The organism is Streptomyces sp. NPDC001549 (assembly GCF_042894025.1).
In the GTDB taxonomy this organism is placed as follows: Bacteria; Actinomycetota; Actinomycetes; order Streptomycetales; family Streptomycetaceae; genus Streptomyces; species Streptomyces kutzneri.
In genome coordinates this window covers 155,601-170,815 of sequence record NZ_JBIAVJ010000018.1, presented here as the reverse complement: position 1 = coordinate 170,815, position 15,215 = coordinate 155,601, and the positions used below count along the sequence as shown (strand labels likewise).

At 73.3% G+C, this 15,215-nt stretch carries 15 protein-coding genes and 1 pseudogene; 10 read left to right on the top strand and 6 right to left on the bottom strand.

Annotated features, from left to right (window positions below; genetic code table 11):
* Nucleotides 1-4: 4 nt before the first annotated feature.
* Nucleotides 5-832: a hypothetical protein gene (locus ACFY04_RS27155; protein WP_389120471.1), complete on the bottom strand. Its 828-nt coding sequence runs from the start codon at nucleotides 830-832 to the stop codon at nucleotides 5-7.
* A 521-nt stretch (nucleotides 833-1,353) separates the two neighbouring features.
* Here ACFY04_RS27155 and sepH point away from each other — a divergent pair.
* Nucleotides 1,354-2,376 carry a septation protein SepH gene (sepH, locus tag ACFY04_RS27150; protein ID WP_389120469.1) on the top strand — a complete coding sequence of 341 codons (1,023 nt, stop codon included), beginning with the start codon at nucleotides 1,354-1,356 and terminating at the stop codon, nucleotides 2,374-2,376.
* A 71-nt stretch (nucleotides 2,377-2,447) separates the two neighbouring features.
* Here sepH and ACFY04_RS27145 read toward each other — a convergent pair whose 3' ends face one another.
* Entirely contained in the window at nucleotides 2,448-3,293 is an 846-nt protein-coding gene (locus ACFY04_RS27145; protein WP_389120467.1) for a sulfurtransferase, read from the bottom strand.
* 176 nt (nucleotides 3,294-3,469) lie between these two features.
* Here ACFY04_RS27145 and ACFY04_RS27140 point away from each other — a divergent pair, with 176 nt between their 5' ends.
* Nucleotides 3,470-4,255 (top strand): VOC family protein, encoded by a 786-nt coding sequence (locus ACFY04_RS27140; RefSeq protein WP_389120464.1) that lies wholly within the window; start codon nucleotides 3,470-3,472, stop codon nucleotides 4,253-4,255.
* A gap of 398 nt (nucleotides 4,256-4,653) precedes the next feature.
* On the opposite strand, the gene ACFY04_RS27135 is transcribed toward ACFY04_RS27140, so the two are convergent.
* Nucleotides 4,654-4,809 (bottom strand): hypothetical protein, encoded by a 156-nt coding sequence (locus tag ACFY04_RS27135; protein WP_389120461.1) that lies wholly within the window; start codon nucleotides 4,807-4,809, stop codon nucleotides 4,654-4,656.
* A 258-nt stretch (nucleotides 4,810-5,067) separates the two neighbouring features.
* Here ACFY04_RS27135 and ACFY04_RS27130 point away from each other — a divergent pair, with 258 nt between their 5' ends.
* The gene (locus ACFY04_RS27130; RefSeq protein ID WP_389120458.1) at nucleotides 5,068-5,367 is read left to right on the top strand and encodes an RRQRL motif-containing zinc-binding protein; all 300 of its coding nucleotides are present in this window, start codon (nucleotides 5,068-5,070) and stop codon (nucleotides 5,365-5,367) included.
* A gap of 224 nt (nucleotides 5,368-5,591) precedes the next feature.
* Here the strand turns inward: ACFY04_RS27130 and ACFY04_RS27125 are convergent, their stop codons facing one another.
* Nucleotides 5,592-6,014, bottom strand: a complete 423-nt coding sequence (locus ACFY04_RS27125) for a hypothetical protein (protein ID WP_389120455.1) — start codon at nucleotides 6,012-6,014, stop codon at nucleotides 5,592-5,594.
* Between the two features lie 867 nt (nucleotides 6,015-6,881).
* The gene (locus ACFY04_RS27120; RefSeq protein ID WP_389120452.1) at nucleotides 6,882-7,619 is read right to left on the bottom strand and encodes a dienelactone hydrolase family protein; all 738 of its coding nucleotides are present in this window, start codon (nucleotides 7,617-7,619) and stop codon (nucleotides 6,882-6,884) included.
* Nucleotides 7,620-7,693: 74 nt separating this feature from the next.
* Here ACFY04_RS27120 and ACFY04_RS27115 point away from each other — a divergent pair.
* Nucleotides 7,694-7,940: pseudogene (locus ACFY04_RS27115) on the top strand (transposase); the annotation flags it as partial.
* A gap of 39 nt (nucleotides 7,941-7,979) precedes the next feature.
* Here ACFY04_RS27115 and ACFY04_RS27110 read toward each other — a convergent pair.
* A complete protein-coding gene (locus tag ACFY04_RS27110) occupies nucleotides 7,980-9,239 on the bottom strand; it encodes an MFS transporter (protein WP_389120449.1) in 1,260 nt (419 codons plus the stop codon).
* A gap of 160 nt (nucleotides 9,240-9,399) precedes the next feature.
* Here ACFY04_RS27110 and ACFY04_RS27105 point away from each other — a divergent pair, with 160 nt between their 5' ends.
* The 6 genes from ACFY04_RS27105 to ACFY04_RS27080 are packed head-to-tail and all read left to right on the top strand — an operon-like array spanning nucleotide 9,400 to nucleotide 15,212.
* Nucleotides 9,400-10,428 carry an ABC transporter substrate-binding protein gene (locus ACFY04_RS27105; RefSeq protein WP_389120446.1) on the top strand — a complete coding sequence of 343 codons (1,029 nt, stop codon included), beginning with the start codon at nucleotides 9,400-9,402 and terminating at the stop codon, nucleotides 10,426-10,428.
* Complete coding sequence (locus tag ACFY04_RS27100; RefSeq protein ID WP_389120443.1) at nucleotides 10,418-11,542, top strand: FecCD family ABC transporter permease; 1,125 nt, start codon at nucleotides 10,418-10,420, stop codon at nucleotides 11,540-11,542. The genes ACFY04_RS27105 and ACFY04_RS27100 overlap by 11 nt, the downstream gene beginning before the upstream one ends.
* Nucleotides 11,539-12,381, top strand: coding sequence for an ABC transporter ATP-binding protein (locus ACFY04_RS27095; RefSeq protein ID WP_389120440.1), 843 nt, complete (start codon nucleotides 11,539-11,541; stop codon nucleotides 12,379-12,381). Before ACFY04_RS27100 ends, ACFY04_RS27095 begins: the two co-directional genes overlap by 4 nt.
* Complete coding sequence (locus ACFY04_RS27090; protein ID WP_389120438.1) at nucleotides 12,378-13,235, top strand: Rossmann-like domain-containing protein; 858 nt, start codon at nucleotides 12,378-12,380, stop codon at nucleotides 13,233-13,235. The genes ACFY04_RS27095 and ACFY04_RS27090 overlap by 4 nt, the downstream gene beginning before the upstream one ends.
* A complete protein-coding gene (locus ACFY04_RS27085; RefSeq protein WP_389120435.1) occupies nucleotides 13,232-14,257 on the top strand; it encodes a GHMP kinase in 1,026 nt (341 codons plus the stop codon). The genes ACFY04_RS27090 and ACFY04_RS27085 overlap by 4 nt, the downstream gene beginning before the upstream one ends.
* A complete protein-coding gene (locus tag ACFY04_RS27080; protein ID WP_389120433.1) occupies nucleotides 14,178-15,212 on the top strand; it encodes a pyridoxal-phosphate dependent enzyme in 1,035 nt (344 codons plus the stop codon). Before ACFY04_RS27085 ends, ACFY04_RS27080 begins: the two co-directional genes overlap by 80 nt.
* Nucleotides 15,213-15,215 lie beyond the last annotated feature (3 nt).

Below are 15,215 nucleotides of genomic sequence, written 5' to 3'. Positions count from 1 at the left end.
CGGGTCAGGGCGCGCTCTGCCGCGCCGGCGGCGGCGACGCGTCCGGGGTAAGCGCCGGGTCCGGGGTGCGCGTCGGGTCCGGGGTGCGCGTCGGGGCCGGCGGAGTGGGGGCCGGGGACGAGCTCGGGGCCTCCTTCGACGGGGAGGTGCCGGGCGCCGGGTCCGCGGAGGCCCCGGGGGTCCCGGAGCCGGAGGGGCTGGGTGCGGGGCCCGGGCTCCGGCCGCCGGGCGATGGCGAGGGGCTCGGGGAGGTCCCGGACCCGGGGCTCCGCCCGCCCTTCCCCTCGCCGCCCGGCTCTTCCCGGGGCGGGGCGGGGCGGTCCTGGCCCGCCTTGCGGGTGCCGCCGGAGAAAAGGGTGCCGCCGCCGCTGCTGACGGAGGTGCCGGCCATCGCCTCGTAGGTGCCGAGGCCGCCGACGGCGATGGCGAAGGCCGCGCCGGAGGCGACCGCGGTGCGCTTCCAGCCCCGCACCCGGGTGCCGTGCACGGTGGCCGCGCCGAACTCCTCCGTGGCGGCTCCCGTGGCCGCGCCGTCCGCGTCCGTCGACCCCGCGCGGGGCGGGGGCACCTGACAGGCCCTGGGCCGGGCGCTCTCGCGCAGCTGGTCGCCGGTGCGCCGGAAGAGGTGCTGGATGACGGGCCCGCCCGCGGTGGCGACCACGCTGACCACACCGGCTCCGAGGATGGTCCCGTAGACGCCCATCTTCGAGGCGAGCAGGGCGGCCGCGACGGTGGCGAGGGAGGAACCGGCGACCTGGGCCGCGCTCAGGTCGAGCTTCTTCCTCTCCGGTCCGTCCTCGACGTCCCGCGTCGCCTTCTGACCCATCGCCATCCCCGGTGTGTCCTGCCTCTCGCGCTTCTCCTCTTCCAGGAGTTACCGACCGCTGAGCGAAGCGGATAGTTCCGTTTCTGGTGATTATGTGAAGCAAGACACCCGAAAACGGACCACAGGTGCAGGTCGGACCCGATCGAAGGCACGCCAACTCCCGCCGTCCGGGGAAAGTTCGGCGGCGCGGCGGTCCACCCAGGTGGCCCGAATGGAGTACTGTGGCGAGCCCTGGGGCCGTCCTTCCTTTCGGATGTCCGGACTCGGGAGAGGGGCCGACGGATGGAACACGGCACTCAAAGACCGGTGATGCCGCGGTATTGCACGGGCTCCTGCTGCGCACAGTAATCGTTCGGTCACTGTGCGTGCCCAACAGGTAACCGTGCCATAACGGCGATCAAGGGCGCATGCCCGACACGCCGGTTTAACTCGGCAAGGTTGTGGCAGGCTGCACCCGGGCAGGCCACACTCGACTAGCGGAAGCAGCGACGCACGTGACGTCGGCAGGCACCACCCGGGAGGTCCCCATGCCCGAACTGCGTGTCGTGGCCGTCTCAAATGACGGCACACGACTGGTGCTCAAGGCTGCGGACAGCACGGAGTACACGCTTCCGATCGACGAGCGGCTCCGGGCCGCCGTCCGCAACGATCGCGCGCGCCTGAACCAGATCGAGATCGAGGTGGAGAGCCACCTCCGCCCCCGCGACATCCAGGCCCGCATACGGGCCGGTGCCTCCGCGGAGGAGGTCGCTCAACTCGCCGGCATCCCCGTCGACCGCGTACGCCGCTTCGAGGGCCCGGTGCTCGCCGAGCGTGCGTTCATGGCCGAGCGTGCCCGCAAGACCCCCGTACGCCGTCCCGGCGAGAACACCGGTCCGCAGCTCGGCGAGGCCGTGCAGGAGCGGCTGACCCTGCGCGGGGCCGAGAAGGAATCCGTCCAGTGGGACTCCTGGCGCCGCGACGACGGCACCTGGGAGGTCCTGCTCGTCTACCGGGTCGCGGGCGAGCCGCACTCGGCGAGCTGGACCTACGACCCGCCGCGCCGGCTGGTCGTGGCCGTGGACGACGAGGCCCGTTCCCTGATCGGCGAGTCGGAGGACCTGCCGGCCGCCCCGGAGCCGAGCTTCCCCTTCGTACCGAGGATCGCGCGGCTGCCGCGCGACCGGCCGCTGGACCGCGCCCTGGACCGGCAGCTGGAGCGTGCCGACAGCAGGCCCGCACCGGAACCGGAGGAGGAACGGGACACCCTCACCAGCCTGCTGGAGGCCGTCCCGAGCTTCCGCGGCGACATGGTGGTCCCGGACCGCACCGAGACCCCGGAAGACACCGAACCGGAGGCGGAGGAGCCGCCGGCCCCCGCCGCCTCGGCGGGCGCGGGCGCCGCGTACGCCGATGTCCTGATGCCGCGCACGGTGGCGGGCCACCGGGACCGCCTTACGGGCACCACCGACCGCCAGGCCGAGGCCGACGGGGTCCGCCCCGGGCGCCGTGCGGCGGTACCGAGCTGGGACGAGATCGTCTTCGGCACCCGCCGCAAGAAGCAGGAGTAGGGGCAGCAGGAGCAGCAGGAGCAGGCGTAGCCGCCGCCGGGCCGGACCCGGCGGCGACTGCGCCTGTCGGCCTACTGGGGGTCCGGGCCGGTGGCCACCGGGCGGGCCGGGTCGCCGGACCATTCGGACCAACTGCCCGCGTAGAGGTCGGACGCGATGCCGGCCACCTCCAGCGCCAGTACCTCGTGCGCTCCGGAGACCCCCGAGCCGCAGTACACGCCCACGGCCGTCCCCTCGGAGGCGCCGAGCCCCTCGAACCGGGCGCGCAGGGCGTCCGCCGGCAGGAACCGCCCGTCCGGGCCCACGTTCTCCGTGGTCGGGGCCGAGAGTGCGCCCGGGATGTGGCCGCCGACCGGGTCGATCGGTTCGACCTCGCCCCGGTAGCGCTCCCCCGCACGGGCGTCCAGGAGGACCCCCGCACGCGCGCGCAGGGCCGCCGCGTCGGCGTCCAGCAGCCCGACCGCACCCGGAACTGGCTTGAAATCGCCCTCCGCGGGAGTCACCCGGTCGGCCGTCACGGTACCCCCGGCAGCCGTCCAGGCGGCCAAGCCGCCGTCCAGGACCCGCACGTTCGGGTGACCCGTCCAGCGCAGCAACCACCACGCCCGGGCCGCCGCCCAGCCCAGTCCGCCGTCGTACACAACGACGGGCCCGTCCGCCGGGACGCCCGCCCGCCGCATCGCCTCCCCGAAGGCCTCCGGGTCCGGCAGCGGGTGGCGGCCGCCCGGCCCGGGCGGACCTGCCAGTTCGCGGTCGAGGTCGACGTAGACCGCTCCGGGCAGGTGTCCTGCCTCGTAGGCGGGCCGCTGGTCGGGGCCGCCGAGCTGCCAGCGGATGTCCAGCAGCACCGGCGGGCGGGGGCCCGCCAGCTCGTTCCTCAGTTCGGCGGCGGCGAGGATCACAGATTTTGCAGTCATGCCGGCCATCTTCCTCCCCGCCCGTCACCGGCGTAACAAGCCCGTCATCGGTGGGCCGAACCGATCCGGTCAACTCCGCGCCGGGCCGCATTTATGCGGCCCGGTCGGGGCGCGCCGAGTCGCCGGGAGTGGAAGCATCAGCACCGGTAAGCGCCACGACGGAGGAGACGGCTGACATGACCGAGGCAGCGGAAGCAACCCGGCGCACGCCCGGTACCCCGTGCTGGGTGAGCCTCATGGTGCACGGGCTCGGGACCACCGAGGACTTCTACGCCGACCTGTTCGGCTGGGAGTACGAACCGGGACCCGAGCAGCTCGGCCCGTACGTCCGCGCGGTGCTGGACGGCCACGAGGTGGCCGGGATCGGCGAGATGCCGCCGGACCGGCATCTTCCGGTGGCCTGGACGACGTACCTCGCCACGGACGACGCGGACGCGACCGCCGAGTCGGTCCGTGCCTGCGGCGGCACGGTCGCGGTGGGTCCGCTGGACGCCGGGATCGCGGGGCGGGTGGCGATCTGCTCCGACCCGCTGGGCGCCATCTTCGGGCTGTGGCAGGCGCAGAGCCGCATGGGTACCCGGCCGTACCGCGGGCCGGGCACCCCCGTGTGGAACGAGCTGGTCACCCAGGACACCTCGACGGTCGGGAAGTTCTACGAGCACGTCTTCGGCCACGAGGCGCAGACGCACGCCACGGCCTCCGACGACTTCGACTACCTGACCCTGCACCTGGAGGGGCATCCGGTGGCCGCCGTGCACGGCGTCGGCCGCTCGCTGCCGCACGACCGGGGGCCGCACTGGATGGCGTACTTCGAGGTGGAGGACACCGACCTGGCGGCCGCGCGGGTCGTCGAGCTCGGCGGGCACGTCGTCGACCCGCCCCGTGAGGGCCCGCGCGGGCGGCAGGCCACGGTCGCGGATCCGGAGGGCGCGGTCTTCGCCCTCGTGCACTCGCGGCGCTGAGCGCAGGCCGTCTCTTCCGGATCCTGCCTGAGAGTCGGTGTGGGCGGTGTGGCACGATCGCGCTCATCACGTCTGCGTCCATCCCGCTCGATGACACCCACGTGAGGCTCCTGGCTGGCCATGCCGGCAGCGGGAACCCTGTCTTCGAAGTGTTGCCCGCTCGTAGTCTCGATTCTGGCCTCTTCGAGCTCGCTGGCAGCCCGGGGCTTGTCCTGGGCTGTGCAGCTGGAGACGTTCTACGGGTCTCTGACGACGGGCAATTCGAGGGAGACAGGCTCTACGCCCCGGACGTTCCCGAGACAACGATCTAGGTGTTCAAGCGCCTGTGCGCGCCCTCGGATACGCGACCAACGCCAGCTCAGGGTGGACGCCGGATCCCGCGCGCTGCGCTCTACACCTCAGAGCATCCGCTCGGCCGCCGCCGCCCGTGCTCGAAGCGCGCCGGCCTCCTCGCGTCGGCCCCAGCCGTCCAGGATCTGCGCCCGGTATTCCATCGCGTACCCGTCACCCAGCTCCTCGGAGCGCAGAAACACCTGTATGGCCCGCCTGGCCATCGGCACCACCACCCGCACTCGGCCGGCCCGGTTCCGGTGACCCGGGCCGGCCGACCGGGCCTCAGCTCAACCAGCGCGCCCGCCGCCCCGACCCGGGGGTGGCGGACGCCCGTACGTACCCAGCCGCTTCTTCGACTTGGGGGGGGTTCATCGTGCTCGTCCCCCGGCCGCGCCGCAGGATCTGCCGCCCGCGGCACACCGTCCCGGGCCCCGCTACCCGCTCCCCCAGCTCCGCTTCCCCGGTACCTGGAGCGGGTGATGGCCGACCAGGACGAGGACCTGGTCGACATCGACCCTTGCGCCCCCGCCGAATCCGAGATGACGATCCCGGTGTTCAAGCGACTGTGCGCGCTCTCGGGGTACGCGACCAAACGCCGTCTCAGGGTGATGGGGCTGCGCCTCGGCGGCCAGGAGCCGGTCGCCGAGGTCGAGACCTGCGGCCCGAAGAACGGGCTGCTGTACGAGATTGCGAGGGCAAGGCCGGTGCGGCCGAGGACTCTCGCCAAGGAGTACGCCCTCGACAAGGCGATGGCTGCCAGACACACCTATGGCACCTGAGGCCGACGCTACTTCTTCGTGCTCCCGACCTCCCTGAACAGCTGCCTGGAGTGCCACGACGGCACGCCTGCAGACCCCGCCGGCTACCTCGCTCCCCCGGCCGCACACCGGCTGGCCGCGTGAACGCATCTCGCTCCGGCCCGGTTCTCGCCACAGTGCTGCAATGACCACCGAAGCATGGCAACAGAGGCCGACGGCGGTGCCTCTGGCAAAGCCCCGGGTAGCTATTCCGAGGCGCCGGCGGCCGTGCGGTGAAGAACGTGCTTGTCGAGGACGATGGTGTTGCTGCGGAGGACGGCGCCGTGGAGGTCCGAGAGGTTGCCGTCGAGGTGAATGGTCCTTCCCTCCGTGCGGTAGGTGCCCGTGTTGACGCCGATCTTGAACGCGGGGCAGTTGTCCAGGTTGCAGATCACGTTGTTGATCTGCTCGAAACGGCCGTCCGCGGTGAAGGTGAGCTTCTGGACGTAGAACGTGATTCCCGGGCGGTTCTTGTCGACGGACTCGGTCCACTGCCCTGTCAGCCGGGCCTGGCCTGCGGCCGGGGCGTCTGCCCCCGCCACTTGGGCGGCGGCCGAGCCACTGGTGGCCGTCATGGCGGCCAGGAGCAGCAGTGCGGTGCCCAATGCTGACTGGATCGTCGTCTTCATCTGCGCGCTCATTCCTTGTTCGTCGGTCCGTGGTCCGTGGAGGTTGCAGAAGGGGCGGCTTGCGTGACTGGGTTTGGAGGCGCCCTCGCTTCGGCGCATGCCGCTGGACAGCCTCCGTGCTGAGTACTGTCGGCGTTGGCGGGCCCGACCGTATCCGCTCAGATGCCGGCCCCGTTCCACCTCGACGGGGGCCGCGTCTCGTTTCGGTCGCTCCCCGGACGCGGTGAACACTCCATGCCAACCACAGGGGACAGAGAGACCGGGCCCCTTCCGATGTCCGGCGTGGGGCACGCCGGCGGACACGGATTGGCCGAGAGCCACCGCGATCGGCAGCCGCGTCCTGCCCGAGAGGCTTGCTCTGATGCAGGCCCTGCCTCCCTCATCCTGGCGACGGCTGCCGAATTGCGCAGGGGTCAATCACTGCCCCTTCCCCAGTCGGTGCGGCCGGCCCTGCCGCGCACCGTGGCACCGTCCACGACCCCGGTCGTGATCACGGCGACCGCCGTACCCCCAGCACGATCCGGCTCGACCTCGACTTCTGACCTGACCGGCACGCCGAAGGAGACCTGCTCATGCCCGTGCCCTCCGACGCCGAGGCGTACTACGCCGCCCACACCCAGGCCCTGCGCGAGTACGGCGCCATGAACGCCGCCCGGCTCTGGCCGCGCCAGGCCCTGCAGTACACGACCGTCAACGGCGCCCGCTTCCTGCCTTCCCGGTCCCGGATGCCCGTCCGGTCCGTGGCCCCTACCGTCTGCTCCGCCCTCAGGAAGCACCTGGTGCACGAGTACGACGTATCCGCCCGCGACGGCTCCCCATTGCGCATCGTCTACATCGCCTGGCGACGTCTTGGGTCCGGCTCTGAGATCATTCCCCCAGATTCTCCGTCACGGGCAGGCACTCGGCGAGCAGGTCGACGACGTCGCGCCAGGCTCGCTGCGCGTGCTGTGGGTGGTAGCCGACGCCGGGGACCGTGGGGTGGTCGACCGGCGGGTGGTGGAAGGCGTGCAAGGCGCCGCCGTAGACCGTGAGGCGCCAGTCGACGCCCGCGGCCTGCATCTCAGCGGTGAACGCGTTCCGTTGCGCGGGCGGCATGATCGGGTCTTCCGACCCGACCCCGGCCCACACCGGGCAGCGAATGCGCGCCGCCTCGCCCGGCCGGCCCGTGGTCAGTGCGTTGACCGTCCCGATCGCGCGCAGGCTCACGCCACCGCGCCCGAGTTCCAGCCCGACAGCGCCCCCGGTGCCGTAGCCGACGACGGCGATCCGGGCGGGGTCGGTCCGCGGTTCGGTGCGCAACACGTCGAGCGCCGCATGGCCGATGCCCCGCATCCGGTCGGGGTCGGCGAGCAGCGGTATGCAACGGGCCAGCATCTCCTCGGGGTCGCTCAAATAGCGCCCGCCGTGAAGGTCGAAGGCCAGCGCTATGTATCCCAGTTCGGCGAGAGCATCGGCCCGGCGGCGCTCGACGTCGCTGAGCCCCGTGCCCTCTGGTCCGAGCAGCACCGCGGGCCGGCGGTCGACACCAGCCGGGAGCGCGAGGTGCCCGATCATCGTCAGGCCGTCGGCCGGGTACTCGACCGTACGCGTCGTAATCGTCGTCATGAGACTGGACCGTAGCGATCGTCGAGCCCGGATCGGCCGCTGTTCTGCCGCTGGCAGAACAGCGCGGGTCCCCCCTGCGGCGCCGCGGTGTCCGCGCTGTGATTCCCCAGCCGTCTGACCAGATCGCCAACCGCAAGCGCCGTGGACGTGCTGGAGCCCCCCGCCTTCGACCGAGACGCCTACAAGCAGCGCAATACCGTCGAGCGGTGCATCAACCGTCTTAAGCAGTGTCGCGCCCTGGCCACTCGATACGACAAGACCGCCACGATCTTCCTGGCCGCACTCCACATCGCCGGCATCTATATGTGGTTCAGTCGCTGATCAACGGTGCCACTCAGCTCGTGATCCAAAGGAAACGACCTAGTTCGCCCCCGGCTCCGGAGTCCGCCCGAAGTGCCGGGCGGTGGGCACGAGGGCGGCCGCGGCGGGTACGAGGAAGCAGACCGCGGCGCACACGGCGAGGACCGGGGTGACGCCGAAGGTGCCGATGGCCGGGGCGAGGAGGGCGAGGCCCACCGGGGCGAGGCCGTAGGACAGGAGGAAGTCCAGCGAGGAGACGCGGGCGAGCTTGTCCGGGGCGACCTCGCGCTGGGTGGCCGTGAACCAGGGCACGTTGAACAGCTCGATCCCGATTCCGGCCACGACGTAGGCCGCGATCACCACGGCCGGGTGGACCGGCAGCATCAGGCTCAGCGGCGCGAAGCCGTAGCAGGCCAGGCCGGCGAAGGCGCTCCAGCCCGGGGAGCGGGGCCGCCGGCGGGCGGTGACCAGGGCGCCGCCGAGCGCGCCCACCGTGTAGGCGGTCATGGCCGCGGCCATGACCCACCCGGTGCCGTAGCGGTCGCGGCTGATGAGGGGCAGGGCGACGCTGGTGGCGGAGTAGCCCAGCGCGATCACGGCGGTCAGGGCACCGAGTCCGGCGAGGAACCAGGGGTGGCGGCGGGCCTCGCGTATGCCGTCGACGAACTCGGCACGCAGCGATGCGCGCGGGGCGGGGGCCGCCGGTCCGGCGGCCGGGGCGCCGCGGCCCGGCAGGAGGGCGGCGACCAGCCAGAGCAGACCGATCCCCAGCAGCAGCGTCCCCACGTCGGCGAACGCCGCCAGCAGCGCCGTCAGGGCGGGGCCCGCGAGCGTGGAGGTCCGTATCGCCATCGTCATGGCGGCATTGGCCTGCTGCCTGCGGTCGGCGGCGACGACCTCGGCGGTGAGCGCCTGGAAGGCGGGGCGGCAGGCCCCCTGGCCCGCGCCCGCGAGGGCGGCGGCCAGGGTCATCACCAGCAGCGACCGGCCGAGGCCGAGGGCGAGGAGCGGGGCGGCGGACGCGGCCGCGAGGGCGGACCAGAGCACGACGGCCCGGCGCGCATGACGGTCGGCCAGCACCCCGCCGACGGCGACGGCGACGAGGAATCCGGCGGTGCGGGCCGCGAGGACCAGGCCCAGGCCGGCCGCGCCGAGTTCCCGGTGCAGGACGGCGAGACCCAGGACGAAGGGCAGCGCCCAGGTCGCGAGTCCGGAGGCGGTGGTGCCCGCCCACAGGCGCAGGAAGGCGGTGTCGCGCAGGACGGAACGCACGGGCGGCGGGCCGGTCTTGGGCGTCGCGGGCGCGGGTGTGGTCGACACGGTGTGGTGCTCCTCGTTCGTCGGCAGGGCGCGGATCGCGGTTCGGCGAACCCCGACCCGGGAGTGTTAATGAAAACGATAACCATTACAGTACCCTTCGAACGCGGCACTCCTGCCCGGTGCACGACCACGCCCACGCTCTTCCCAGACCGGAGAACCCATGCGCCACCGCACCCGGATCGGCATCCCCCTCGCACTCGCCCTGGCCCTCGCCACCACGGGCTGCTCGACCACCGCCGGCGACCACGCACCGAAGGGCGAACCCGCCGCCCGGACGGCGGCACTCGGCAGTTGCGGGCGGCAGTTCTCCTTCGACCGGCCCCCGCAGCGCGCCGTCGCCCTGGACCAGACCTCGACCGAAACCCTGCTGGAACTGGGGCTCCAGGACCGGATGGCCGGGACGGCCAACCTCAAGACGAAGATCCCGGCGCAGTACCAGGACGCCTACGCCAAGGTCCCGGTCATCGCCCCCAAGATCGCCACCAGCGAGCAACTGCGCTCGGCCACCCCCGACTTCGTGGTGGCCGGCTCCACCGACCTCTACACGAAGGACCGCGCCGGCACCCGCGAGGAACTGGCCGCCCTGGGGGTTCCCACGTTCGTCAGCGCGGTGGACTGCCCGCAGCAGAACGAGGCCGGAAAGACACCCTTCGAACTGCTCTTCTCCGACTACGAGCAGCTCGGCAAGGTCTTCGGCGGCGAGGAACGGGCCGGCCGGCTCGCCCAGGAGCAGCGCGCCGCCGTCGCCCGGGCCGGTGAGAGGGCCGCCGGGGCCACCGCCCGGGGCGGAAAGCAGCCCACCGTCGTCTACCTCTACTCGGTCTTCAACGGCATGCCCTACGTCGCCGGCCGGACCGGCCTGCCCAGTGAGATGAGCCGGATCGTCGGCGCGAAGAACGCCTTCGACGACGTGGCCGAGGACTGGCCTGAGGTCTCCTGGGAGGAAGTCGCCCGGCGCGACCCGGACTTCATCGTGATCGGCGATCTGAGCGAGCGCGGCCGGCCCGGCGACAGCGCCGCCGAGAAGCGCGACACGATGGCCAAGGACCCGGTGGTCTCCAAGCTGGCGGCGGTCCGTGAGAACAGGATCATCGAGGTGCCGGGCATCGAACTGGACCCCTCCGTACGCTCCGTGCACGCTCTGGGGCTGCTGGCGGCGGGGATGAAGGACCTCGGGTATGTCCGCTGACCCGGGGGTGGTGGACCTGCTGCTGCCGGCCTCCCGCGAGGTCCGGGTGAGCGTACCGTCCGCGCCGCCGCGGGCCGGACGGTCCCGGCGGTCCGGCGCACCGGCCCGGGCGGGGCTGTTCCTCGCCGGGGTGCTCGTCCTGGTCGCCTCGGTGGCGGCGGGCACCCGTATCGGCAGCGCCGACGTGGGATGGACCGACCTCGGCCGGGTGCTCGGGACCCGGCTGGGGCTGGCCACCGAACCGCTGCCGCCGCTGCTGGACTCGCTCGTCTGGGACCTGCGGCTGCCGCGGGTCCTGATGGCGGCCCTGGTCGGCGCCTCGCTGGCGGTCTGCGGCACCGTGCTGCAGGCCGTCACCCGCAACGCGCTGGCCGACCCGTACCTGCTCGGCGTGTCCTCGGGGGCCTCGGCCGGGGCCGTCACCGTGGCCGTCCTGCCCCTGTCCGGACCGGTCGCCGGAACCCTCGGAATCACCGGCGGCGCCCTCGTCGGCGCCCTGCTCTCCTTCGGCCTGCTGCTGGCGCTGCTGCACCGGACGGGCCTGGACTCGGTCCGCATCGTGCTCACCGGAGTGGTCGTCGGACAGCTCTTCACCGCCCTGACCTCGCTCGTCCTGATGGCCTCGGCCGACGCCGACACCACGCGCGCCCTCACCCACTGGCTGCTGGGGTCGATGGCCCCGGCCCGCTGGGACGCGGTCGTGGTCTGCGCGGTCGTCACCCCGCTGGGGCTGGCGGCCGCCTGGCTGTGCGCGAACGCCCTCGACGGCCTCGCGTTCGGCGCGGACACCGCCGCCTCGCTGGGGATCGGCGTACGGCGCACCCGGATGCTGCTGCTGGTGGTGACGGCCGTGCTGACCGCGGTGGCGGTGGCCACCGTCGGCGCCATCGGGTTCGTCGGGCTGATCGTCCCGCACGGGGTGCGCCTGCTGGCGGGTCCGCTGCACCGGGTGCTGCTCCCCCACGCGGCGCTCGCGGGCGCGGTGTTCCTGGTGTGGACGGACGCCCTGGCGCGGGTCGCCTTCGCGCCGCGCGAGATCCCGGTCGGTGTGATCACCGCGCTGCTCGGGGTGCCGCTGTTCCTCCTCGTCCTGCGCAGGAGGGGTGAGCTGTGAGGATCACCGCCGAAGGGCTGAGCTGGTCGGCCTCGGGCACGCCCGTCGTCCGCGGGGTCGGCCTGGACATCGCGCCGGGCGAGACGGTCGGACTGCTCGGCCCCAACGGCTCCGGCAAGTCCTCGCTGCTGCGCTGCCTGGCCGGGCTGCGCGTGCCCGACGCGGGCACGGTGCGCTACGACGGCAGGTCGATACGGAAGTGGAGCGCCCGCCGGATCGCCCGCCGGATCGCCTTCGTGGAGCAGGACTCCGGATTCGACACCGACCTGCACGTCGCCGACGTCGTGGGACTGGGGCGGACCCCCTTCCGGGACCGCCTGCGCGGACCGGACGCCACCGACCGGGCGGTGGTCGCCGCCGCGCTGGACCGCGTCGGCCTGACCGCGCTCGCCGGGCGCTCCTGGAAGGGCCTGTCGGGCGGCGAGCGGCAGCGTGTCCACATCGCCCGCGCGCTCGCCCAGCAACCGTACGGTCTGCTCCTCGACGAACCCACCAACCACCTGGACGTCAAGCACCAGTGGGAGCTGATGGAACTGCTCGCCGGCACCGGGCAGACGGTGCTGGTCGCGCTGCACGACCTCACCCTGGCCGCCCGTCACTGCGACCGGCTGCTGCTCATGCACCAGGGCCGCCTGATCGCCTCCGGCAGCCCCGCCGCCGTCCTCACCGCCGAGCGCCTCGCCCAGATCTTCGAGGTCGACGCCGAACTGGCCACCGACGCCCTGGGGCGGCTCTCGGTGTCCTACCGCGGCCCCCTGCGGGCCACCGCACCCGCACCCGTGCCCGTACCCCCACCCGTGCCCGCACCTCTGCCCGTACTGCGACAAGGAACGTCATGACGAGCCACCCGACCATCACGCCCACGCCCGCACCCGCACCCGCACCCGCACCGACCGTCGACGCCCTCGTCGCGGCCGTGCTGGCCGGTGAACACGGTCCGCTGCCCTGCGAACTCGTGGCGACCAGCGTGTTCTGGATCCACCACGGCACCCGGCTGGCCGGCGGCGACACCACCTACCTCAACCAGTACGTCCTGGTGCGCCTCGGCGGCTCCTTCGGCGGCTGCGCCTTCGAGGCCGGCGAGATCGACCCGGCGATCTGCCGCGACGCCTCGGGCGCCCCGCTCGACGTCCTGCTGCGCGAGGCTCCGCGCCCGCTGCGGATCGCCGCCCTCGACGCGTACCTGGCCGGGCGGCTTCCGCACCGCGACGCCGGAGCGGAGCCGCTCACCCTCCCCGCGGGCACCCCCGAGGTGCGCGCCCGGGCCCGCGACGCGGCCATCGCGGGGCTGCTGGACATCGGCGCGGGCGCCCGGGTCGGCCTCATCGGCGTGGTGAACCCGCTGGTCGCGGCGATCCGCGAGCGGGGCGGCGTACCGCTGCCGTGCGACTTCAACCTCAGGTCCACCCAGTGGGGCGATCCCGTCACCACCGACATGCACGAGGTGCTGGAGCGGGCCGACGCCGTCGTCGCCACCGGCATGACCCTCAGCAACGGCTCCTTCGACACCGTCCTCGACCGCTGCCGCGCCCGGGGCGTCCCGCTGGTCGTCTACGCGCAGAGCGGCAGCGCGGTGGCCCGGGCCTTCCTCGGCTCCGGGGTGACCGCCCTGTCCGCGGAGCCCTTCCCCTTCTCCCAGTTCAGCGCCGACCCGACGACCCTGTACCGCTACCGGACGGCGGGGCGGCCGTGATCGCGCCCACCGCTCGCCGCGGCGCGGGGCACGCCGCCTGTCACCACGGCGAGATCCTCCAGGGCGTCTTCCTCGACGCCACCGGGCGCCGGTGCGCCGGCCTGGTCACCCTGCCGATGACCGGGATGGGCAGCCGGGCCGAGTTCACCCGGCGTCCCGGTACCCCGCCGGAGCAGCTCACCGTCCTGCCGGGCGACCGTACGAAGGCCGCCCGCGCGGCGGCCCTCACCGTCGGGGAATGCGCGCCACGGCGCCGGGAGCCGCCCTGCGGAGGGGAGTTGCGGATCACCGGCGACATCCCGGTGGGCCTCGGCATGGGCAGCTCCACCAGTGATGTCATCGCCGTCGTGCGCGCGGTCGCGGACTCCTACGGGGTGCGGCTGGCGCCCGGCACCGTCGCCAAGCTGGCGGTGCGCGCCGAACTGGCCTGCGACCCGCTGATGCTCGACGCCCGCCCGGTGCTCTTCGCCCAGCGCGAGGGGCGGGTGCTGGAGGTCCTCGGCCCCTGCCTGCCGCCCCTCGTCGTCGTGGGCTGCGCCCTGGGCGGGGGCGCGCCCGTGGACACCCTCGACCTGCCGGTCCGTACGTACGACGAGGACGACGTACGCGCCTTCGAGCGGCTGCGCGCCCTGCTGCGGCGGGCCGTGGCCACGGGCGACGCGGCCCTGCTGGGCCAGGTCGCGAGCGCCAGCGCGCGGCGGGGCCAACAGCTCCTGTGCCACCCGGAGTTCGACACCCTGGCCGGCATCGGCCGACGGCTCGGGGCCCTGGGGGTCCAGATCGCGCACAGCGGTGCGGTGGCCGGTCTGCTCCTCGACCCGGCGGCCCCGGGCCTGCGCCACCGGGTCCGTGGCTGCGTACGGGCCCTGGAGAGCAACGGCATCGCCGTGACCCGCGTCTTCACGACCTTCCCGCCCCTCCCGACGACCAAGGAGTTCCCGAGTGGACCAGCACATCGCGGAGGCCATCGGCCGGCCCGACCTCGTACGCCTCGACGACCGGCTCGTCTGCCTGCGCTTTGAGACCATGAAGGTCGTCTCCGCCCTCGCCGCGGTCCGCCACCTGCTCGACACGGGGGTGGTGCGGCGCGGGGACACGCTGCTGGACAGCTCCAGCGGGATCTACGCGCACGCCCTCGCGCTCGCCTGCCACCGTCACGGCATGCGCTGTCACATCGTCGGCTCGACGACCGTCGATCGCACGCTGTGCGCCCAGCTGGCCGTGCTCGGGGCGACGCTGGAGCGGATGGAGCCCTGCGACGACCTGAAGCTGGACCAGAAGCGGCGGGTCGAGCGCATCCACGAGATCCTCGCGGAGCACCCCGAGTACCACTGGATGCGGCAGTACCACGACGACATCCACTACCTGGGCTACCGGGCGGTGGCCGAGCGGATCCGGCGGTCGACGGGCGGGTGCGCCCTGACCCTGGTCGGCGGGGTCGGCTCGGGCGCCTCCACCGGGGCCCTCGCCCGCTACCTCCGGGAGGACTCCCCCGGCGTCGAACTCGTCGGCGTGCAGCCCTTCGGCAGTGTCACCTTCGGCGCCGAGCACGTCGCCGACCCCGAGATCATCATCGCCGGGATCGGCAGTTCCATCCCCTTCGGGAACGTCAGCCACGCGTCCTACGACACGCTCCACTGGATCTCCTTCGACGCCGCGCTGGCCGGCAGCGTCGACCTGTTGCGGCGGCACGCGGTCTTCGCCGGCCTGTCCACCGGGGCCGGCTACCTGGCCGCCCGCTGGGAACGGTCCCGGGCCCCGGAACGTACGGTCCTCTTCATCGCCGCCGACACCGGCCACCGGTACGTGGACAGCGTGTACGCCCGCCACCGCGAGGCCGCCGCCGTCGACTCCCTGGCCCCGCGCCAGGTCACGACCCGGGCCGAACTCGCGCTCCCCTGGTCCCGGATGCACTGGAACCGGGCCCCGGACATACGGCCCGCCACGCCACGCACAGGAATGACTGACAGCTCGTGAGCC